The organism is Tenacibaculum sp. (assembly GCF_050290165.1).
In the GTDB taxonomy this organism is placed as follows: domain Bacteria; phylum Bacteroidota; class Bacteroidia; order Flavobacteriales; family Flavobacteriaceae; genus Polaribacter.
In genome coordinates this window covers 285,694-306,859 of the sequence record NZ_JBNKHD010000004.1, presented here as the reverse complement: position 1 = coordinate 306,859, position 21,166 = coordinate 285,694, and the positions used below count along the sequence as shown (strand labels likewise).

The following is a 21,166-nucleotide window of genomic DNA, read 5'->3' as shown; positions in this document are numbered from 1 at the left end:
TTTATAAAATAATGTCGATTTAAAATTTTTACAATGCAAAACAAAGGATTAATTAAATTATTTGCTATTCTTTTTGGTATAGTGAGTATTTATCAATTATCGTTTACGTTTTTTGCCAATAAGGTAGAAGATAGTGCGAAAGAGTATGCGAAAGCAAATGTTCCAGATAACAATGGTAGAGCTTTAGCGAAATATGAACGAAAATACTTAGATAGTGTAGCTAATAAAGAAGTTATAGATTTAATATTTGCTAAATACAGCTACAATGACATCAAGAAAAGCCAAATGAACCTTGGTTTGGATTTAAAGGGTGGTATTAATGCAATTTTACAAGTATCTGTAAAGGATATTTTAGTTGGATTATCAAACAACTCAAAAAACCCTGTATTTCTTGAAGCTTTAGCTAAAGCTGATGAAGCTCAAAAAAACAGCCAAAGTGATTACTTAGATTTATTTTTCAATCAATTTGAAAGTTTAAGTAACGGAAGTGTTAAGTTAAGCGACCCTTCTATTTTTGGTACCAAATCTTTACGAGATAAGATTGATTTCAATAAAACTAACGAGCAAGTTAAATCGACATTACAAGAAGAAATCAACACATCTATCAACACAGCTTTTGAGGTATTACGTAGTCGTATCGATAAATTTGGAGTAGTACAACCAAACATTCAACGTATTGGTACTTCAGGTAGAATTCAAGTAGAATTACCAGGAGCTAAAGATATTGAACGTGTTCAAAAATTATTACAAAGTACTGCTGAATTACAGTTTTGGGAAGTATACACAAATGCTGAAGTTCAAAACTTTTTCTTTGCTGTAAATGCTAAAGTAGCAGAGTTATTAAAAGACGATTCAACAACTGAACAAGTTAAAGATTCAGCTAAAGCTGATAATATTGATGATTTATTAGGCGAATCAGCAGATTCAACTAAAGTTGAAAATCAAAAGAACTTATTTACTTATTTATTCCCAAACATTGCGCAATCTCAACAACAAATGAGTTCTTTAGTTGCACATGCAAGAGTTCAGGATACAGCTAAGGTAAATAGCTTCTTACACAATAAAGAAGTAAGATCTTTATTACCTAACAACTTAAAGTATGTTAAGTTTTTATGGGATTATAAAGCACAACCAAGCGCAGATGGTACCTCAGAAATAATTGGTTTATATGCTATTAAATCTAACAGAGCTGACAAAGCTCCTATTGATGGTGATGTTATTGCTGATGCTAAACAAGATTATGACCAATTAAGCAAGCCTATTGTTTCAATGTTAATGAATGGAGAAGGAACTAAAAAATGGGCGAAAATGACCACCGAAAATACTGGGAAATTTGTTGCTGTTGTTTTAGATGATTATGTATATACTGCACCAACAGTTAATGGACCTATTACAGGAGGTAGCACTCAAATTTCTGGAGGTTCAATGACCGTGAACGAAGCACAAGATATTGCTACGGTATTAAAAGCCGGTAAACTACCTGCTCCTGCTCGTATTATTGAAGCAGAAGTTGTAGGACCTTCTTTAGGACAAGAATCTATTGATGCAAGTATGTGGTCATTTGCCTTAGCTATTTTATTAGTTTTAGGGTGGATGGTATTATACTATGGTAAATCTGGTTTATATGCTAACATTGCTTTAGCAGTTAACATCTTATTTATTTTTGGATGGTTAGCAGCATTCGGAGCTGTATTAACGTTACCTGGTATTGCTGGTATTATCTTAACCATAGGTATGTCGGTTGATGCCAACGTAATTATTTTTGAAAGAATTAAAGAAGCTTTAAATGAAGGGAAAGGTTTAGGAACATCTGTAGAAGAAGGATTTAGTTTCAAAGGAGCTTTATCTGCTATTATTGATGCTAACATTACTACTTTCTTAACAGGGGTAATCTTATACGTTTTTGGTACTGGGCCAATTAAAGGGTTCGCTTATACGTTAATGTTAGGTATTGGTACTTCTTTATTCACAGCTATTTTTATCACTCGTTTATTTATTGATGGTGCAGTTGCAAGAGGTACAAAATTAACTTTCAATACTAACATCTCTAAAAACTGGTTTAAGAACATTACAGTTGAATTCTTACAAAAACGTAAAATTGCGTATATCGTCTCAGGATTTTTTATCGTAGTTGGTTTAGTATCTATTTTAACTGTAGGTTTAAAGCAAGGTGTAGATTTTAAAGGAGGACGTTCATATGTTGTTCGTTTTGATCAAGCGATGAAGAGTAACGAAGTCGCTACTACTTTAAAAGATGCCTTTGGTACTGCTCCAGAAGTAAAAACATACGGTTCAGAAAACCAATTAAAAATAACGACTACCTTTAAAATTGATGAAGAAGGTACAGAAGTTGATGAAGTTGTTCAAAATGCTTTATACAACGGATTAAAGCCTTATTTAGGAAGTACGAGCTACGAAGATTTCAAACCTGGTTTTGAAAAAGCAGGAAATGGAATTATGAGCTTTATGAAAGTAGACCCAACTATTGCTGATGATATTAAACAAGCTGCATTATGGGCGGTATTAGGTTCATTAATCATCGTTTTCTTATACATCTTATTACGTTTTAGAAAAATGGCTTACTCTATCGGTGCAGTGGTGGCTGTTTTCCACGATGTATTAGTAGTATTAGGAGTATTCTCTTTACTATACAAATTCATGCCATTCGATATGGAAATTGGTCAATCATTTATTGCGGCAATCTTAACAGTAGTAGGTTACTCATTAAACGATACCGTGGTAATTTTTGATAGAATTAGAGAGTTTACAGAAGGTAAAAACTCAATTACTGCTAGCTTAGTAAACAAAGCGTTATGTACTACTTTAGGTAGAACCATCAACACCTCTTTAACAACATTATTAGTAATGTTAGCTATCTTCTTCTTTGGAGGAGACAGTATTAAAGGATTTATGTTTGCATTAATCATAGGTGTAGTAGTAGGTACTTACTCTTCATTATTTGTAGCAACTCCAATTATGTTTGACGTTTCTAAAAAAGAAGAAAAAAAGTAACCCATATATAAACATATAAAAAACCGTTTTGAATAAACTTCAAAACGGTTTTTTCATTTAATATCAAGCAACTATCTTTGCAGTCTGATGAAAATTACAAAACTACACGATTTATACTTTAAAGAGTTCATCGCTCCTGATGAAATCTCTAGCATTGTTAGCTCTTTAGCTGAACAAGTAAGAAACGATTTACCTAAAGATGAAGTTCCTCTTTTTATGGGAATTTTAAACGGATGCTTTGTTTTTACAGCCGATTTTATGCGTCAGTATAAAGGTAATTGTGAAATAAGTTTTGTGAAGTTGGCTTCTTATGAAGGTACCAACTCAACAGAAAATGTAAAGAACTTAATTGGTCTTAATGAAGATTTATCAGGACGTACTGTTATCATTTTAGAAGATATTATCGATACTGGTACAACCCTTCAAGAGATTTATGAAATCTTTAAAACAAAAAATATAAAAGAATTAAAAATAGTTACTCTTTTTTACAAACCAGACGTATATCGTAAAGAGCTGCATATAGACTATATTGGAAAAAGCATTGAAGATAAGTTTATTGTAGGTTATGGACTCGATTACAAAGGTTATGGTAGAAATTTACCTGCTATTTATCAATTAACAACACAACCCAAAATGAAAAACATCGTATTATTCGGCCCTCCAGGTGCAGGAAAAGGTACTCAAGCAGAAGTTTTAAGAGAAAAATATAATTTAGTACACATTTCAACAGGAGAAGTATTCCGATTTAATATTAAAAACGAAACTGAATTAGGCTTATTAGCTAAAAAATATATTGATGCTGGTGATTTAGTACCTGATGAAGTTACTATTGACATGCTAAAGGATGAAGTAAACAAAAATGCAGAGGCTGCTGGATTTATTTTTGACGGTTTCCCTCGTACAGAATCACAAGCTGAAGCTTTAGATACTTTCTTGGCGGAAAAAAATGAACGTATCAACGGAATGGTTGCTTTAGAAGTACCAGAAGATTTATTAGTAGAGCGTTTGTTAGAAAGAGGAAAAACAAGTGGTCGTACTGACGATATGGATGAAAGTAAAATCCGTAATCGTTTTAACGAGTACAATACTAAAACAGCTATTTTAAAAGATTTTTACGAAGCTCAAGGTACATATTACGGAGTAAACGGTGTAGGTTCTATTGAAGAAATCACACAACGTTTATCGGACGTATTTGACACATTATAAGAAATCAAATTCCCGCTACATGCGGGAGTTTTTTACTGTAACAACTAATCTCAATACAGAGATTTAAACTTAAAGAAAATGACTGAAGGAAATTTTGTCGACTATATTAAAATCTACGCATCATCGGGTAAAGGTGGTCGTGGATCTGCTCACTTACATCGCGAAAAATATATCGCGAAAGGTGGTCCTGATGGTGGTGATGGTGGTCGAGGTGGTCACATTATATTACGTGGTGATAAAAATATGTGGACACTTTTCCATTTAAAATTTAAACGTCATTTCAGAGCCGAACATGGTGGTGACGGTAGTGCTAGCCGTAGTACTGGTCATGATGGTGCCGATGTTGTGGTTCCTGTTCCGTTAGGAACTATTATTCGTGATGCGGATACTGACGAGATTTTACACGAAGTTATTGAAGACGGACAAGAAATCATCTTATTAGAAGGTGGTAAAGGTGGTCGTGGTAACTGGCACTTTAAATCGTCAACCAATCAAACTCCTCGTTATGCCCAACCAGGTATTGACGGACAAGAAGGCTGGTTTCGCATCGAATTAAAAATTTTAGCCGATGTTGGTTTAGTAGGTTTCCCTAATGCAGGAAAATCAACTTTGTTATCGGTTATTACCGCTGCAAAACCTAAAATTGCTGATTATGCCTTTACAACCTTAAAACCTAACTTAGGGATTGTAGAATACCGTAATCATCAGAGTTTTGTTATGGCAGATATTCCTGGAATTATTGAAGGAGCTGCTGAAGGAAAAGGATTAGGACATCACTTTTTACGTCATATTGAACGTAACTCTACCTTGCTCTTTTTAATTCCTGCCGATAGTGAAGACATTCAAAAAGAATATGAAATCTTACTGAATGAATTACGCAAGCATAATCCTGAATTGCTAGACAAACAACGTTTGTTAGCTATCTCAAAATCGGATATGCTAGACGACGAATTAAAAGAAGAAATTAAACAAGATTTACCAGAAGGTATTGAAACTGTATTTATCTCTTCTGTTGCCCAACAAGGTTTAACAGAATTGAAAGATAAATTATGGCAAATGTTGAATTAATTCATCTTTACAAATAAAATTTAAAAAAGCAATCTTACTTCGGCTACGCTCAGTAACCTGTAGATTGCTTTTTTATTTAACCGAAAATATTTTTTTCAAAACTATGAAAAGCAAAAAAAACCTCTTATTAGCTATATTTTTTATTACTTTTTGTGAATTTTCCTTCTCTCAATATGATTGGACTCAAGGAGAAATAATTCTTAAAGGAGGGAAAGTTATTGAAGGATTAATCAAACTTCCCATTTTATCTAAAAACTTCGTTAATTTCAATGGTAAATCTATAGTTAAACTAAAAAATGAAAATGGTAAGAAAACGAAATTTCATGAACACCAAGTAGAGCTTATCAAGTTCACTTATCCTGATTCTAAAGTTGCATATTATAAATACATTTCTGTTTCAAAAAAAAGAAAAGAAATATTCTGCATTATAATAACTGGAAAAGCCACTTTATATGGAAGATTAGTAGGGGTATCTACATCCGGACCAGCCACAATGAGCTTTTATGACATCAACGAATTCTACGTTATAAGGAATAACGAAAAAATAGCCTCTCCATTAATTACTGCAAGACCTTCAAAATCTTTTAAGAAAAGAAGCATAAAATATTTTAATGATTGTCCTAGCCTAATTAATAAACTAAAACAAAAAATATTAACTAAAAAAAATATTTTTGAAGTAGTTGAAGAATATAATAAATGTAAATAATGATGAATTTAATGCTCGTCTAGCAGTTTACAAACTCTTATCTTCTCTATAAAGTTACAACACCCTTTTCGCTTCAATAAAAGTACGTTTCCAATAATGTTCGAGTAAAGATGTTACAATAACTCCTTGCGAGGTGGTTGAGTGTATAAACCGGACATCGCCATTATCAACAGAAGTTACCAAACCAACATGGTTTACCTTTCCTCTTCTTCTAGAGGTTTTAAAAAATAACAAATCGCCTCTTTGCACCTCTCGTAACGGAATACTTTCTCCTTGCCTATACATTTCCTGAGAGCTTCTGGCAATAGGCACATTTCGTTGCTGAAACGAGGTAAAAATTAATCCAGAGCAATCCATTCCTCTTTTGGTCATTCCTCCAAAACGATAAGGCACCCCTTTATAAGTTACTGCAGTCCAAACAATTTTATCGGCAACTGTTACTTCTTTTACTACAACCTCTTCTGTAACCTCTGATTTAGTACTTGCAACATCAACTTCTTTAGGTGTTATTGTTGAAGCTTTATTTTGGTAGGTAGTACTCACATTTTTTGACGATCCGCATGAAATCATGAAAAATGATAGTGTACATAAAAAGAGGATTTTTTTAATCATAGTTTATTTTTATTTTTTCAATCCAGCAACAATCAATTTTGCTGTTTTTGCAGAGGCTCCTTTACCTCCTAATTTCTGTTCCAAATCAAAATACGACAAAAACAATTGCTCGCGATGTTCAGACTCTAAAATACGTGCTAACTCATGTTTTAGATTTTCCTTGGTAAAATCGTTTTGTATCAATTCCTTTACCACTTCTCTATCCATAATCAAATTCACTAATGAGATATAACGTAACGTGATAATACGTTTCGCTATTTGGTACGAAATATTGCTTCCTTTATAACACACCACTTGTGGTACTTTAAACAACGCTGTTTCTAACGTTGCGGTTCCTGATGCTACCAAAGCTGCATATGAAATACTCAATAGATCATACGTTTTATTATTGATGAATTTTACATTCGCATCTCCTATAATTTCTTGATAAAACTCGTACGACTGACTCGGAGCTCCTGCCACCACAAATTGATATCCGGGGAAATCATCTACCAACGACAGCATTACCGATAACATTTTGGTTATTTCTTGCTTTCTACTTCCTGGCAATAATGCAATTATTTCTTTATACCCTAAATCGTATTCCTTTCTAAACTTTTCAATAGATACCTGTTCTCTGTCTGCAATTCCATCAATTAATGGATGTCCTACAAAATGAACATTATATCCATATTTTTTATAAAATTCTTTTTCAAACGGAAGAATTACAAACATCTCATCAATATCACGTTTGATGTCTTTTACCCTTCCTGCTCTACTTGCCCAAACTTGTGGCGATATATAATAATTGGTTCTAAAGCCTTGTTGTTTTGCCCATTTGGCAATACGAAGATTAAAACCAGAATTATCAATAAAAATTAGTACATCAGGATTAAATTGTGCGATATCTTTTTTACAGAAAGAGATCATGCCTAAAATCTTACGTAAATTCATCAACACCTCTACAAATCCCATAAAAGCACGTTCTTTATAATGCTTTACAAGTGTACCGCCAACTTCTTGCATTAAATCACCACCCCAAAAACGAATATCTGCCTTTGGATCTTCCTCAAACAACGCCTTCATTAAATTTGCTCCGTGCAAATCACCCGAAGCTTCACCTGCAAGAATGTAATATTTCATCCTTCTTAAATTAAAAAAGTTTTAAAATAAAAGTTAACAACGCTATAGCAATGGTAGCTATTAACACCCCTCTTGCTCTATAGTCTTGTTTCTTTTTTAAAAACACCCAAAACACAAACAAATTAGGGATGGCCGCCAAGGCAATTACAGAACCTAGCATTCCTCCTTCTCTGACTCTTTGTAGTGTTTCGGCTATACTAGATTGTGAAATGTATTGTAAATACACAAAAAAACCACAAGCTGTTGCAAACAACGAAACCAAAATTCCGATTACTATTTCCTTTTTTAAATGTCCCATGTATGTAATTTTTGAATTGCGTGATGCGCTGTCATATCAAACTGAACAGGAACCACGGAAATATATCCATTTTCTAATGCCCAAATATCGGTATCTTGTCCTTTATCTTTGTTTATAAATTCGCCCGATAACCAATAGTATTCTTTACCAAAAGGGCTCTTACGCTTGTCAAAATTTTCTTTCCAATATCCATTAGCTTGCCTACAAATGCGAATTCCTTTAATCTCTTCTTCTTTTAGTTTTGGAATATTTACATTCAACACGACTCCATCAGGCAAACCGTTTAATAAAACATTTACTGCTATTTTTTCTATATGTTTTTTAGCGGCTCTAAAATCGGCGTGCCAATCAAAATCTAATAGTGAAAAACCAATCGCTGGAATTCCTTCAATACCTGCTTCAACAGCAGCACTCATCGTTCCTGAATAGATAACATTAATAGACGAGTTTGATCCATGATTAATTCCAGAAACACATAAATCAGGTGTGCGATTTAAAATTTCATTTTTTGCCATTTTTACACAATCTGCTGGCGTACCAGAACAACTATATTCTATTTGCGGACCTTCATCAATCGTAATAGAATTACAACGCAGTACATTATCAACAGTAATGGCATGCCCCATCCCACTTTGTGGACTATCAGGAGCTACCACAACCACATCACCTATTGTATTCATGATCTCAATCAACATACGAATACCTGGAGCTGTAATTCCATCATCATTCGTAACCAAAATTAGAGGTCTTTCTTGCATAGTTAGTAAGTTTTACAACAAATGTAACACAAAAAAAGGATTATTATTTTAACATTTTATAAAGACAGATTGGTTTATTTTATCTGTAAACTTGTGGTAATCAAACACCAGCGTTATGATACGTATTATTGTCTATATAACAGTTTTTATTATTTCTTCTTTTTTCTCCATAATTTCTGCACAAAATAAACCTTCAATACCCTGTAACGATCCTGCTTATACTCAATTTAATTTTTGGATAGGAAATTGGGATGTATACAATGCCCAAGGAAAATTAATTGGTCATAATAATGTTGTAAAAATGCCAAATGCTTGTGCTATTCAAGAAAATTGGACTTCAGCAACATCAAAAAGTGAAGGGACAAGTTATAATTACTATAACAATACTGACAACACTTGGAACCAACTTTGGATTGACAATACTGGTTTCTCTTTACTCTTAAAAGGTACTTTTAAAGAAAACACTATGACTCTAAATAGTGAGCTTGTACATAACGATAAAGGAAATTTTTACAACCAAATTACTTGGACAAAAAATAGTGACGGTTCAGTAACTCAGGTTTGGAATTACCTTGATGAAAATCGTAAAAAGATTAAAGAAGTTTTTAAAGGAATTTATAAAAAGCATTAATGCTATAAAATTTGGCATTATTTTAGTAGCTTAGCAGTACGACTACACAACACAAATTAAAAAGACAGAAGGTTTTATGAAGACGAAGTTTATTATACCATTTTTAACAATCACCCTCTTATTTTCGAATTCTGTTAATTCGAATACTCCAACTAATAACGATCCTGAGAAAGACCGAATTATAGTTTATGTTTTAAAAAACATTCTAAGTCGATATCATTATGTTCAAAAAGATTTGAACGATGATTTTTCTGAACATGTTTACAATACCTTTATTGATGGATTAGATCCTAGTAAACGTTATTTTACACAAGCAGATTTAAAAGAATTTTCTCAATATAAATATGAAATTGACAATCAATTAAAAGAATCGAATATCGATTTTTACAAATTGGTCTACAGTCGTTTTTTAGAAAAGTTAACCACTGCCAAAAAAAATTATCGCTCTTTACTAGCACAACCTTTCAACTATAAAAAAAATGAAGTAATTGATATTGATTACGAAAAAGTTCCTTTTGCAAAAAACGAAACAGAACTTATTGATTATTGGAGAAAGCAATTAAAACTATCTGTTTTAAGCAACATTGAAGATGCTGAAGCTCAGCAAAACGAAAAAGCAAAAACAGACAAAAATGTTAAAAAGAAATCTTTCAAAGAATTAGAAGTTGAAGCAAGAAAGAAGGTATTAAAAAACATGGACGATTTATACATGCGTATCGGAGAGCTTGAAAACTCTGATTGGTATTCTACCTTCTTAAATAGTATTGTAAGTGGTTTTGATCCGCATACAACCTACATGTCTCCTCGTATTAAAACTCGTTTCGATCAAGAAATGTCAGGGAAATTAGAAGGAATTGGTGCTCGTTTACAAAAGAAAGGGATTTATACTCATATTGTTGAGCTAATCTCAGGTGGACCTGCATGGAAACAAGGTGAACTAGAAGCTGACGATATTATCTTAGAAGTTGCTCAAGGAGATGAAGAGCCATTAGATATTGTAGGAATGCGTTTGGATGATGCTATTAAATTCATCAAAGGAAAAAAAGGAACAGAAGTTCGTTTAACAGTAAAGAAAAAAATTGATGGTTCTATTAAAGTGGTTCCTATTATTAGAGACGTTGTAGAACTTGAAGAAACTTTTGTAAAGTCGAGTATTGTTGAAAAGAATGGCAAAAAATACGGAATTATTAACCTTCCAAGATTTTACATTGATTTTAATGATTTAAGCCGTAGAGATGCTGCTAAAGACATGGAGCAAGAAATTGAACGTTTAAAAAGCGAAAATGTTGAAGGTCTAATTGTTGACTTACGTGACAATGGTGGAGGTTCTTTAAAAACAGCTATTGAGATTGGTGGGCTATTTATTAAAAAAGGCCCTATCGTACAGGTAAAATATCGTGATGAGGAACCTTTAGTAAAAAATGACACAGACCCTAAAATGCAATGGGATGGTCCATTAGTAGTTATGGTTAATGAGTTTTCAGCTTCAGCTTCAGAAATTTTTGCTGCAGCAATGCAAGATTATAAACGCGGTGTTATTATAGGTGGTAAACAAACTTATGGTAAAGGAACTGTACAAAATGTATTGCCTATTAATCGTTTTTACGAGCAATACCCTAACGATTTAGGAGCTCTGAAAATGACCATTCAAAAGTTTTACAGAATTAATGGAGGTTCTACTCAAATAGAAGGTGTGTATTCTGATATTTCTTTACCTAGCAGGTATAGTTATATGGATTTTGGAGAACGCGATTTAGATGGTGCCTTACCTTGGGATAAGGTAAAACAAGCTAAATATACTACTACCAATTCTTACAGAAACTTTGCCGATGTAGTGTATAACAGCCAGCAACGTGTAACAAACGATGAAAAGTTTAAAGAAATAAATAATTATGCTAAGTGGTTAAAGAAAAACCAAGATGAAAGAGTGTATTCTTTGAATTATGACACCTTTAAAAAGGAAAGCGAAACAAAGACAAAAGAAGCTGAAAAGTTTAAAGACATTTTTAAATATGACTCAAACCTAACTTTTAACTCTCCTAAGTATGAATTAGACTTATTTAAAAAAGATACAGTTTTAAAAGAAAAGCGTACGGTTTGGCATAAAAACTTACAAAAAGACATTTATATGAATGAAGCACTAAACGTGCTAAGTGAATTAAAAATGAATGGCGATTATAACGCTATTGTAAAGCATTAAAAAACGGGTTTAAAACCCGTTTTTTTTTATCTAAAATACTCTTAATGTTAAAAGATACTTTTCTAAGTTTATTATCTAACTACTCTAACAATAATTCTTTACACAACATTCTTTGGGAAGAAATAGCACATAATTATTCTAATGAACAACGGTATTATCATACTTTAGAGCATCTTGAAAGCTTACTAGTTCAACTGACTGAAGTAAAAGATAAAATTAACCATTGGGACACCATTCTGTTTACTCTTTTTTATCATGATGTTATCTATAACTCTTTAAAGAGTACTAACGAGGAAAAAAGTGCTGATTTGGCTGTAAAAAGAATGCAACAACTTCATGTTCCAAAACCAATCATTGAAGATTGTAAAAATCAAATCTTAGCCACCAAAACCCACAAACTATCAGAAGATTCAGACACCAACTACTTTATTGATACTGACTTGTCTGTTTTAGGTAAAAGCTGGGAAATATATAGTCAATACTATAAAAATGTTCGGAAAGAATATGCTATATATCCTAATTTAATTTACAACCCAGGCAGGAAGAAAGCATTAACACATTTCTTAGATATGGATAAAATATTCAAAACTGAATACTTTTATCAAAAATTTGAAAAAACAGCAAGAGAAAATATTCAACGAGAAATAGAACTTTTATAATAATTCTATCCTCACTACCAATCCTTCATTCGCACGAACGTTAAATACCGTTTCGTCTTCAAAAATTAAATACTGCCCTTTAATTCCTACTAATTTCCCAGTATAAGTTTGTTCTTTCTCTAAATTTAAACTTTTAGGCTTCTTCGGGTATTTCTCTACAGGAAAGTGAATATTTGTTTCTGTATTACTTTCTATATAATATTCTTTTACCTCATCAGGAATAAACTCATGCAATCGCTCTCTCCATTCAACCAAATTCTCATCCTTTACTTCATTTTTCAACATCGTTCTCCAATTGGTTTTATCTGCCACATGTTCTTTTAAAGCGACTTCAGTTATTCCTGCTAAATAGCGATTAGGCACTTCAACTATCTCAATAGCTTCATGCGCCCCTTGATCTATCCAACGAGTAGGTACTTGCTGCTTTCTGGTTACTCCAACTTTTACATTACTCGAATTTGCTAAGTACACAATATGAGGTTGTAACTGCACCTTTTTTTCGTACTCTAAATCTCTATCTTCCTCTCCTAAATGTGCTTTACTCAATTCTGGGCGCATAATCCAATCACCAGCCGTTGGAATTTCAAAAAAACAGCTCTTGCAAAAACCTTGACGGTAAATCTTCTTTTCTAAATGACAATTCAAACACTCATAAGTAACAAAACTCAAAGACATTTCCCTATTCAACAACTGATTCATATTCAAAAAACCAGAGGGCATTTCTAAATAATATTGAACAGTGTTTAGATTTTCTGTAGGCATTTTTTTTAAAACTCCTTGGTATTGCATGTCTTAAATTTTATTACTTTTAGCTTCACAAACTTACAGTAAAAAAATTGAATTAAGAGTTAATCTATGACGTTTCCATTTATAAATTCAATCATTTCTTGGTTCTTAAAAAAGCGTAAACATCAAGTAGAATTATTTTTAAAATATCCAATAGATGTACAAAACGAATTATTATTAAAGCTTGTAAATGCTGCCAAGAATACTGAATTTGGTAAACAACAAAACTTTTCTTCCATTAAAAGTTATGCTGATTTCGTAAACAATGTTCCTATTCAACGCTATGAAAGTATTGAACCACTTATTGAACGTTGTAGAAAAGGAGAACAAAACTTGTTTTGGCCTACTCCTATTCGTTGGTTTGCTAAATCAAGTGGAACTACCAATGCTAAGAGTAAATTTATTCCTGTAAGTGACGAAGCTATTGAAGGCTGTCACATGAAAGCGGGAAAAGATATGTTATGTTTATACATTAACAACAACGAAGATGCTAAATTGTTTACAGGAAAAGGATTACGCTTAGGCGGAAGTTCTGCTGTGTACGAAGACAATAACTCTTATTTTGGAGACTTATCAGCCATCATTATTGAAAACATGCCTTTTTGGGCAGATTTCAGCTCCGCTCCTAGACAAGAAACAGCATTGATGAGCGAATGGGAAACCAAAATGGAAGCCATTATCAACGAAACTATACACGAAAATATTACAAGTTTAGTTGGTGTTCCATCATGGATGTTAGTTTTACTGAACAAAGTCTTAGAAAAAACAGGTAAGGATAACATCTTAGAAGTTTGGCCTAATTTAGAAGTGTACTTTCACGGAGGTATCAACTTCAACCCTTATCGTGAGCAGTATAAAAAATTGATTCCAAAAGCTGACTTTAAATACTACGAAACCTATAATGCTTCTGAAGGGTTCTTTGCTATTCAAGATCGCAACAATTCTGATGAAATGTTGTTGATGTTAGACTATGGAATTTTTTACGAGTTCATTCCAATGGATCAATACGATGGAGAAAATTCAAAAGTAATTCCTCTTTCAGAAGTTAAAAAAGGCGTAAACTATGCTATGGTAATTACTTCTAATGGTGGTTTATGGCGTTATTTAATTGGTGACACCGTTAAGTTTACCTCAACCAAACCATACCGAATAAAAATTACAGGACGCACCAAGCATTATATTAATGCATTTGGGGAAGAACTTATTATTGAAAATGCTGAGGAAGCTTTAAAAGCTGCTAGCGATAAAACCAATAGTGAGGTTAAAGAGTATACAGTAGGTCCTATTTTTATGGAAGGCAAAGAAAATGGTGCCCATGAATGGATTATTGAATTTGAAAAACCTCCTCAAAATCTAGCCTTTTTTACGGAAATGCTAGACAATGCCCTAAAAAATTGCAATTCTGATTATGAGGCTAAACGCTATAATAATATGACATTGGCAATGCCTAAAATACATCAAGCAAGAAAAGGATTGTTTTACGATTGGATGAAAGCAAAAGGTAAACTAGGCGGGCAGCATAAAGTTCCTCGTTTGTCTAACGAACGTAGTTTTATTGAAGAACTTTTAAAGCTTTAAACTTAATTTGTTTGAATTTTAATAGGTAACTGATATTGTGTTGTTACAATTACGTCTCTTTTTATAGCGGGTGAAACCTCTGGCAGTCCCTCTATTATAGTTTGAATAGTCTTTTCTAAATCTGGCAGTTGTTCTTTAACCATAGAAGATGTCTCTATATTTTTCAATTGAAAATTTCCTTCTGTATTTACTATAACACTTATTAAAATTTCTTCATCAACAGCCACATGTGTTATAAAATTATAACGCTGTAGTTTATCAGCTATTCTTTTATGAATCTCTTTCCTAAAACAGTTCGTTTTGGCTTCATTTAATAAGTTTTTACAGTCATTAAAGGCGGGAGACACATCCACTTTTGTAAAATCAACAATAGTGTCAATAACTTGCTTATTGCTTTTAGTTGAAGACGAAAAAAAATCACACGAAGTGTATAGCATGACTAAAATTAAAAGGAGTACATAGCGTATATTCATCTCACTGATTTTAAGCTGAATATACAAAATTTTACTCCTATTCTAAAATCTCACCATGTAAGAAATAATACTTCTTTATTTCATCTAACCTAACTTTTACATGATTTGTTAGTAAAGAATCTTTGGCTTCAAAACGATCAATATAGTTTCGATAATACTTGTAAGCTATTTTTTTGTCTTCATAGAAGTTTTCAGACGTCGTTGCTAGTTGGTATAAAGCTTTATAATTTTTCCCATTCTCTTCATACGCTTTTTTATAAAACTTTAGTTCTTCTTTAGGCTTTTCTAACTCTTTATATACTCTTGCTAACTGGTAATACTCAACATCTCTTTTTTCTTTCCCTATAAAAGTTGCTATCGAGTAATTAAATCGTGCTTTTTTATAATTCTTTAGAGCAAAATTTATATCACCTAAATAGGTATAAGTTTTAAAATCGGATTGATCTATTTTTAGTGCTTTATTAAAATATTCTCTAGCTATGTCATACTCTTTTAAATTAAAAAAACTACGACCCAACATTTTTTGAGTATAATGTTCGTTTGGTTCAATTGAATCTATTTTTTGTAATAATTGAATTGCTTCAGAATATTTTTCTTTTCTATACAAATTATTAATTTGAAGCTTATTTAAATCAACATGATTAGGGTTTACAATCAACCCTCTATTGATAAAAATGTTTGCTGAATCTTTATCCCGTAAAACAGTATACGCTAATGCCAGTTGATGAATGGATGGCAAATGTTCATCATCATTTTTATACGCTTCTAAAAAGCTATCAATCTTTGGATTTCTCATTTTTAGCATTGCATAAGTTACCCCTAATTGATAATGATAATTCGCATTATTTTTATCTTTTTGAATCAGTCCTTTAAAAACTTTTTCAGCTTTTGTGGGTTGAAGAGTTTGTAAATACAATTTCCCTAATTGATATTGTATTAATAGGTTCTCTGTATCTTTTTGTGCAATTTCTTCATAAATTTTGATGGCTTTTTTTCGTTTTTTTTCTTTTTGATAGGATTTTCCCAACTTTACTTTTGCCAAATAATCATCTTGTAACTGTAATGCTTTTTCATAGTATCTTGATGCAAGTTTATGATTATCTATCGAAGCATAAATAGCCGCTATCTTCGTATTAGATTCAAAAGTAGTTGGTAATTTTTGTAAGGTTACCAAAGCTTTTTGGTAACGTCCTATAGTTACCAAGCTATCAATAGTTTTAAAAGTCGAGACTTGCGCCCCGACTTTTAAAAATCCTAATACTAAAGCAATATTTAAAATTTTCTTTTTCATTATATTTTAAAAGTTAGTCTACATTAAAAGTGATTGGTATCACGTATCCTGTACTTACAATTTTCCCATCTTTTTCTCCTGGTTGCATTTGTGGTAATTTGCTAACTACTTCTAAAGCATGTTGCTTTATAGTTGGATGTGGTGCTCTTACTTTAATATCTGTCACATTACCTTCTTTATCTATTTTAAATTGAACATACACTCTTTTTGTCCCTACAGAAAGTCCTAAATTTTTAGCTATTGAAATATCAAAATTATCTTTTATGAATTTAATAACGCTTTGACTGAAACAAACTTTATCTCCTTCGGAACATCCAGGAAAAGTTGGTACTTTATCTAAGGATGAAAATGGTATAGTATCAGTATCTAAATTATATGTCTTTCCTTGGCTCTCATTTTTTTCCATACTAGGCTTTTCAAAAGCAACCATTTTTCTGCCATTCTCTGCTTCAAAAACTCTAATGTTTAATTGAGGCATTCCTTCTTTATTAAATCCATTTAATAAAGACAAATACTCTCCTTTTTCTTCTTCTGTTAATTCATCTATAGAGTATTCTTTAGTATTAGGGAGTTCTTTTCCTAAAAATAAATCAAGATATTTACTTTGGTAACCAGTAGAAGGCTTTTTTACAATTTTGCCCTCTTCACTTTTATACACTGTTACAGGCTGCTTTTCTACCTTATTTATCTTAACTTCTTCACTAGAACAAGCCGTATATAAAATCATACTTCCTAAAAGCGGAATTAGCAACAAATACTTTAGCTGTTTTACCTTTTTTGATTGTGTTTTCGTCATCATAATAATTCGTTTTTTGATTAATGAATGTTTATAAAATTGATTAATGAATGAAATATGCTCGACCTGAAAAATATCGGCGAGTAAATGGTTGATATAATTTTCTTTCTGATCAGATTTGCTTGCTACTGCATCTGAAATATATTCATGAACTAACGAAATACGATTTTGATACACATACACCATAGGGTTGAACCACATTACTATTTTTAAAAACTCAAAAAACAGTAAGTCTAACGTATGTTTCTGTTCACTATGCACCAATTCGTGCTGAATGATTTTTTCTTGTTTTGACGATGGAATTTCTTTTCCTAAAAAGATATAGTTGAAAAATGAAAACGCTTTAGTTTCTTTGGGAAGCAATACAAGTTTATAATTTTCTTTTTGGGTGGTTCCGTATTGCAACACCAATCGGATGATACGTTCTAATTTTATTATAAACACAATAAAAAACAAGATACACCCACTCCAGAACAACACATCTAAATAAGTAATGGATTGGTACCACGCAGCTTTTTCAATCACTTTTTGAGGTGACAACACTACTTCTGGCAATAAAATATAATATTCTTGAGGAACTGCTTTTTGAACCGTTGAAGCCTTAAATAATGGCAATATGAATGAAAGTAATGCAGTACCTAGTAAATACCACCTATTTTTAGTAAAAAAGGTTTCCTTGCTTAAAAAGAAATCGTATACCGCCACAAAAAGTACCTGAAATAATATAACTTGAATAATATAGTTGATCATGGCTTCTTGTTTTTATTCACCTCTTTTAAAATACTTTCTAGCTCTTGAATGTCCATTTTATTTTCTTTCATAAAAAAGGAAACCATACTCTTAAACGAACCTCCAAAATAACCGTCCATAATCTTGTGCAAACTTTCGTTGCTATATTCAGATTTTTCTATCAACGGGTAATATTCATATCCTCTTCCCTTAGGTTTATGCCCTACAAACTCCTTGGTTTCTAAAATTCTAATTATGGTAGAAACGGTATTGTATGCTGGCTTAGGTTCTAGCAACTGCTCTATTACTTCTTTTACCGAAGCTATTTTTAAATCCCATAATACCTGCATTATTTGCTCTTCTGCTTTCGTTAATTGTTTACTCATAATACTTTTAATGAAATATTTCCGAAACAAATATAACTAAAAAATTAGTTTAAACTAATTTTTTAGTTAATAGATATGTAACAAAGCTTTCCTATTTTCGTCTTATTAGTAAAAAATTAATGGATATACTATTAGTCTTATTAGGTTTTGTATTTGCTTGCTTAGGTATTGTTGGTTCTTTTTTACCTATATTACCGGGTCCAATAACAAGCTGGGTAGGCTTACTGTTGCTACACTTAACCAAAGCGGTTCCTCAAAACTGGACATTTTTAGGCATTACCCTAGCTATTGCAGTTATTATATTTTTTCTTGATTACTTTATTCCTGCAATGGGAACCAAACGTTTCGGAGGTTCAAAATATGGTATATATGGCACTACCATTGGTTTAATTGTTGGACTCCTCTCTCCTATCCCGTTTGGAATTTTAATTGGAGCTTTTATGGGGGCTTTAGTTGGTGAATTGATTTATGACAGTAAAGATACCAACAGAGCTATTAAAGCATCGTTCGGTGCTTTTTTAGGATTCTTAGCATCAGCTACTATCAAATTTTCTATCGCTACGGTATATTTAGTATTGTTTATTATGAAATTCTGGGAGTATAGTGGTTCTTTCTTTTAGAGGGAAGCAAAACTATATTAAAAACCTTGCTTTTAATCATGAGATTTAGCTTCACTGAACCTTACGGTTTCTCCTTGTACCTCGTTCGAAATGACAGACACTAACAATTTTTAAAAAAGTTAGCAAATACACTTAGCCCCGATTGTAGCATTTGTTTGAGCTCCTCGTAGAGAGCGAGTGCGAAAAGCGGGAAATAGCTTCAAAAAATACTTTAATTTAGTGCAAAAAAAAAAGCAACCCATCTCAGGGAAGCTTTCCATTGGTTAACAAAACCATGGTACTATTTAAAGTACCTAACAACACAACTAAATGCTGCCCTTTTAAAATTGGACAGCCTGCAAATATACAACCTTTTTTAAAGCTACCAAACTTTTATTATTTTTTTACAAAAAATGTGAATCTGTTAAGCGTTGTTTAATTCTGCAATTGATTGTATCTTTGCAGCTTCATTAAAAATTAATAAAAAATAACCCATGCAATTATCAGAACAAGAAGTTGTACGTAGAGAAAAGTTAGGGAAGCTAAGAGAATTAGGCATCAATCCCTACCCAGCTGATTTATTCCCATTAAATTCAAACTCGAAAGAGATAAAACAGAGCTTTGAAGAGGGTAAAAAGGTGGTAATTGCAGGTAGATTAATGTCACGCCGTATCCAAGGTAAAGCTTCTTTCGCTGAATTACAAGATAGCGAAGGTCGTGTACAGGTATATTTTAACCGTGACGAGATTTGTACTGGAGAAGACAAAAACTTGTACAACGAAGTGTACAAAAAGTTATTAGATATAGGTGATTTTGTAGGAATTGAAGGTGAGTTATTTAAAACTCAGGTAGGAGAAATCACTGTAATGGTAAAAGATTTCAAACTATTAAGTAAATCTTTAAAGCCATTACCATTACCTAAAGTAGACGCTGAAGGAAATACCTTTGACGGATTTACAGATCCTGAAATGCGTTACCGTCAACGTTATGCTGATTTGGTAGTAAATCCACAGGTAAAAGAAGTATTTGTAAAGCGTACTAAGTTATTCAATGCGATGCGTCAGTTTTTTAACGATGCTGGATACTTTGAAGTAGAAACACCTATTTTACAACCAATACCAGGTGGTGCTGCTGCAAGACCATTTATCACACATCACAACGCCTTAGACATTCCGTTATACATGCGTATTGCGAATGAATTATACTTAAAGCGTTTGATTGTTGGTGGTTTTGACGGTGTGTATGAGTTTTCGAAAAACTTCCGTAACGAAGGAATGGACAGAACGCATAATCCAGAATTTACTGCAATGGAAATTTATGTAGCCTATAAAGACTACAACTGGATGATGGAGTTCACCGAAAAATTATTAGAGCACTGTGCTTTAGCGGTGAATGGAACTACCGAAGCTACTTTTGGAGAGCATAAAGTAGATTTTAAAGCTCCGTATGCGCGTGTTACCATGGCAGATTCTATTAAACACTTTACTGGTTTTGACATCAACGGAAAATCGGAAGATGAAATCCGTAAAGCTGCTCAAGACATGGGAATTGAGGTAGATGACACTATGGGGAAAGGAAAGTTAATCGATGAGATTTTTGGTGAGAAATGTGAAGGAAACTACATTCAACCAACCTTTATTACCGATTATCCTAAGGAAATGTCTCCGTTATGTAAAGAGCATCGTGACAATCCTGAATTAACTGAGCGTTTTGAGCTAATGGTATGTGGTAAAGAAATTGCTAATGCATACTCTGAATTAAACGACCCTATTGATCAACGCGAGCGTTTTGAAGCACAATTAAAATTAGCGGAACGTGGAGATGATGAAGCTGGTCAGTTTATCGATCAAGATTTCTTACGCGCCTTAGAATATGGTATGCCTCCTACTTCTGGATTAGGAATTGGAATGGATCGTTTAATTATGTATTTAACGAACAATCCGTCAATTCAAGAAGTATTATTCTTCCCGCAAATGAAACCTGAGAAGCAAGCTCCTACTGTTGAGTTAAACGATGATGAAAAAGCATTGTTAGCATTGATAGAAAAAGCTGAAAAAATAGATTTAAACGAGTTAAAAACTCAAAGTGGTTTATCTAACAAAAAGTGGGACAAAACCATTAAAGGGTTAACTAAAAATAACCTTGCTAAAGTTGAAAAAACGGAAGAAGGTTTGGTTGTAGAAATCGTATAACGTATTTCAAAAAACTAAATAGCATTGAAAAGCAATCTCATTTGAGGTTGCTTTTTTTGTTGCT

The 21,166-nt window shown here is 32.5% G+C and carries 19 protein-coding genes; 10 read left to right on the top strand and 9 right to left on the bottom strand.

The features are described 5' to 3' along the window. Nucleotides 1-33: 33 nt before the first annotated feature. The 4 genes from secDF to ACQY6M_RS06495 all read left to right on the top strand — a co-directional run bounded on the left by secDF (nt 34) and on the right by ACQY6M_RS06495 (nt 5,992). Nucleotides 34-3,012 carry a protein translocase subunit SecDF gene (gene secDF, locus ACQY6M_RS06510; RefSeq protein ID WP_428741220.1) on the top strand — a complete coding sequence of 993 codons (2,979 nt, stop codon included), beginning with the start codon at nt 34-36 and terminating at the stop codon, nt 3,010-3,012. A gap of 87 nt (nt 3,013-3,099) precedes the next feature. Continuing rightward, on the top strand, nt 3,100-4,218 hold the full coding sequence (locus tag ACQY6M_RS06505) for an adenylate kinase (RefSeq protein WP_428741221.1): 1,119 nt from the start codon (nt 3,100-3,102) through the stop codon (nt 4,216-4,218). Nucleotides 4,219-4,296: 78 nt separating this feature from the next. Next, nucleotides 4,297-5,286, top strand: coding sequence for a GTPase ObgE (obgE, locus tag ACQY6M_RS06500; protein ID WP_428741222.1), 990 nt, complete (start codon nt 4,297-4,299; stop codon nt 5,284-5,286). A 103-nt stretch (nt 5,287-5,389) separates the two neighbouring features. Next, complete coding sequence (locus ACQY6M_RS06495; protein ID WP_428741223.1) at nt 5,390-5,992, top strand: hypothetical protein; 603 nt, start codon at nt 5,390-5,392, stop codon at nt 5,990-5,992. A 54-nt stretch (nt 5,993-6,046) separates the two neighbouring features. Here ACQY6M_RS06495 and ACQY6M_RS06490 read toward each other — a convergent pair whose 3' ends face one another. Genes ACQY6M_RS06490 through surE form a run of 4 tightly spaced genes read right to left on the bottom strand, consistent with a single transcriptional unit; the run spans nt 6,047 to nt 8,782 of the window. Next, nucleotides 6,047-6,604, bottom strand: a complete 558-nt coding sequence (locus ACQY6M_RS06490) for a C40 family peptidase (protein ID WP_428741224.1) — start codon at nt 6,602-6,604, stop codon at nt 6,047-6,049. A gap of 9 nt (nt 6,605-6,613) precedes the next feature. After that, nucleotides 6,614-7,726, bottom strand: a complete 1,113-nt coding sequence (gene lpxB, locus ACQY6M_RS06485; protein WP_428741225.1) for a lipid-A-disaccharide synthase — start codon at nt 7,724-7,726, stop codon at nt 6,614-6,616. Between the two features lie 10 nt (nt 7,727-7,736). Further along, the gene (locus ACQY6M_RS06480) at nt 7,737-8,024 is read right to left on the bottom strand and encodes a hypothetical protein (protein WP_428741226.1); all 288 of its coding nucleotides are present in this window, start codon (nt 8,022-8,024) and stop codon (nt 7,737-7,739) included. Further along, nucleotides 8,012-8,782 carry a 5'/3'-nucleotidase SurE gene (surE, locus tag ACQY6M_RS06475; protein ID WP_428741227.1) on the bottom strand — a complete coding sequence of 257 codons (771 nt, stop codon included), beginning with the start codon at nt 8,780-8,782 and terminating at the stop codon, nt 8,012-8,014. Before surE ends, ACQY6M_RS06480 begins: the two co-directional genes overlap by 13 nt. Nucleotides 8,783-8,897: 115 nt before the next feature. On the opposite strand from surE, the gene ACQY6M_RS06470 reads away from it, so the two are divergent. The 3 genes from ACQY6M_RS06470 to ACQY6M_RS06460 all read left to right on the top strand — a co-directional run bounded on the left by ACQY6M_RS06470 (nt 8,898) and on the right by ACQY6M_RS06460 (nt 12,272). After that, nucleotides 8,898-9,413: a hypothetical protein gene (locus ACQY6M_RS06470; RefSeq protein WP_428741228.1), complete on the top strand. Its 516-nt coding sequence runs from the start codon at nt 8,898-8,900 to the stop codon at nt 9,411-9,413. A 76-nt stretch (nt 9,414-9,489) separates the two neighbouring features. After that, on the top strand, nt 9,490-11,613 hold the full coding sequence (locus ACQY6M_RS06465) for a carboxy terminal-processing peptidase (RefSeq protein ID WP_428741229.1): 2,124 nt from the start codon (nt 9,490-9,492) through the stop codon (nt 11,611-11,613). A 44-nt stretch (nt 11,614-11,657) separates the two neighbouring features. Next, nucleotides 11,658-12,272, top strand: coding sequence for an HD domain-containing protein (locus ACQY6M_RS06460; protein ID WP_428741230.1), 615 nt, complete (start codon nt 11,658-11,660; stop codon nt 12,270-12,272). On the opposite strand, the gene ACQY6M_RS06455 is transcribed toward ACQY6M_RS06460, so the two are convergent. Beyond that, on the bottom strand, nt 12,267-13,061 hold the full coding sequence (locus ACQY6M_RS06455; RefSeq protein ID WP_428741231.1) for a DUF2797 domain-containing protein: 795 nt from the start codon (nt 13,059-13,061) through the stop codon (nt 12,267-12,269). The two genes, ACQY6M_RS06460 and ACQY6M_RS06455, sit on opposite strands and share 6 nt — an antisense overlap. A gap of 66 nt (nt 13,062-13,127) precedes the next feature. Here ACQY6M_RS06455 and ACQY6M_RS06450 point away from each other — a divergent pair, with 66 nt between their 5' ends. Then, nucleotides 13,128-14,636: a GH3 auxin-responsive promoter family protein gene (locus ACQY6M_RS06450; protein WP_428741232.1), complete on the top strand. Its 1,509-nt coding sequence runs from the start codon at nt 13,128-13,130 to the stop codon at nt 14,634-14,636. Between the two features lie 2 nt (nt 14,637-14,638). Here the strand turns inward: ACQY6M_RS06450 and ACQY6M_RS06445 are convergent, their stop codons facing one another. Genes ACQY6M_RS06445 through ACQY6M_RS06430 form a run of 4 tightly spaced genes read right to left on the bottom strand, consistent with a single transcriptional unit; the run spans nt 14,639 to nt 18,311 of the window. Next, nucleotides 14,639-15,109 (bottom strand): hypothetical protein, encoded by a 471-nt coding sequence (locus tag ACQY6M_RS06445; RefSeq protein WP_428741233.1) that lies wholly within the window; start codon nt 15,107-15,109, stop codon nt 14,639-14,641. Nucleotides 15,110-15,146: 37 nt separating this feature from the next. Then, a complete protein-coding gene (locus ACQY6M_RS06440) occupies nt 15,147-16,400 on the bottom strand; it encodes a tetratricopeptide repeat protein (RefSeq protein ID WP_428741234.1) in 1,254 nt (417 codons plus the stop codon). A gap of 13 nt (nt 16,401-16,413) precedes the next feature. Beyond that, complete coding sequence (locus ACQY6M_RS06435; protein ID WP_428741235.1) at nt 16,414-17,946, bottom strand: energy transducer TonB; 1,533 nt, start codon at nt 17,944-17,946, stop codon at nt 16,414-16,416. Next, entirely contained in the window at nt 17,943-18,311 is a 369-nt protein-coding gene (locus ACQY6M_RS06430) for a BlaI/MecI/CopY family transcriptional regulator (RefSeq protein ID WP_428741236.1), read from the bottom strand. Before ACQY6M_RS06430 ends, ACQY6M_RS06435 begins: the two co-directional genes overlap by 4 nt. Nucleotides 18,312-18,430: 119 nt before the next feature. Between ACQY6M_RS06430 and ACQY6M_RS06425 the strand changes: the two genes are divergently transcribed. Beyond that, on the top strand, nt 18,431-18,931 hold the full coding sequence (locus ACQY6M_RS06425; RefSeq protein WP_428741237.1) for a DUF456 domain-containing protein: 501 nt from the start codon (nt 18,431-18,433) through the stop codon (nt 18,929-18,931). Between the two features lie 473 nt (nt 18,932-19,404). Continuing rightward, nucleotides 19,405-21,102, top strand: a complete 1,698-nt coding sequence (gene lysS, locus ACQY6M_RS06420) for a lysine--tRNA ligase (RefSeq protein WP_428741238.1) — start codon at nt 19,405-19,407, stop codon at nt 21,100-21,102. Nucleotides 21,103-21,166: the final 64 nt, after the last annotated feature.

Coding starts and splice junctions, on each gene's coding strand:
- secDF (WP_428741220.1), top strand. CDS start 34: ATGCAAAACAAAGGATTAATTAAATTATTTGCTATTCTTTTTGGTATA.
- ACQY6M_RS06465 (WP_428741229.1), top strand. CDS start 9,490: ATGAAGACGAAGTTTATTATACCATTTTTAACAATCACCCTCTTATTT.
- ACQY6M_RS06470 (WP_428741228.1), top strand. CDS start 8,898: ATGATACGTATTATTGTCTATATAACAGTTTTTATTATTTCTTCTTTT.
- ACQY6M_RS06495 (WP_428741223.1), top strand. CDS start 5,390: ATGAAAAGCAAAAAAAACCTCTTATTAGCTATATTTTTTATTACTTTT.
- ACQY6M_RS06430 (WP_428741236.1), bottom strand. CDS start 18,311: ATGAGTAAACAATTAACGAAAGCAGAAGAGCAAATAATGCAGGTATTA.
- ACQY6M_RS06440 (WP_428741234.1), bottom strand. CDS start 16,400: ATGAAAAAGAAAATTTTAAATATTGCTTTAGTATTAGGATTTTTAAAA.
- ACQY6M_RS06425 (WP_428741237.1), top strand. CDS start 18,431: ATGGATATACTATTAGTCTTATTAGGTTTTGTATTTGCTTGCTTAGGT.
- ACQY6M_RS06505 (WP_428741221.1), top strand. CDS start 3,100: ATGAAAATTACAAAACTACACGATTTATACTTTAAAGAGTTCATCGCT.
- surE (WP_428741227.1), bottom strand. CDS start 8,782: ATGCAAGAAAGACCTCTAATTTTGGTTACGAATGATGATGGAATTACA.
- ACQY6M_RS06445 (WP_428741233.1), bottom strand. CDS start 15,109: ATGAATATACGCTATGTACTCCTTTTAATTTTAGTCATGCTATACACT.
- ACQY6M_RS06480 (WP_428741226.1), bottom strand. CDS start 8,024: ATGGGACATTTAAAAAAGGAAATAGTAATCGGAATTTTGGTTTCGTTG.
- ACQY6M_RS06435 (WP_428741235.1), bottom strand. CDS start 17,946: ATGATCAACTATATTATTCAAGTTATATTATTTCAGGTACTTTTTGTG.
- ACQY6M_RS06490 (WP_428741224.1), bottom strand. CDS start 6,604: ATGATTAAAAAAATCCTCTTTTTATGTACACTATCATTTTTCATGATT.
- ACQY6M_RS06460 (WP_428741230.1), top strand. CDS start 11,658: ATGTTAAAAGATACTTTTCTAAGTTTATTATCTAACTACTCTAACAAT.
- lysS (WP_428741238.1), top strand. CDS start 19,405: ATGCAATTATCAGAACAAGAAGTTGTACGTAGAGAAAAGTTAGGGAAG.
- ACQY6M_RS06450 (WP_428741232.1), top strand. CDS start 13,128: ATGACGTTTCCATTTATAAATTCAATCATTTCTTGGTTCTTAAAAAAG.
- obgE (WP_428741222.1), top strand. CDS start 4,297: ATGACTGAAGGAAATTTTGTCGACTATATTAAAATCTACGCATCATCG.
- lpxB (WP_428741225.1), bottom strand. CDS start 7,726: ATGAAATATTACATTCTTGCAGGTGAAGCTTCGGGTGATTTGCACGGA.
- ACQY6M_RS06455 (WP_428741231.1), bottom strand. CDS start 13,061: ATGCAATACCAAGGAGTTTTAAAAAAAATGCCTACAGAAAATCTAAAC.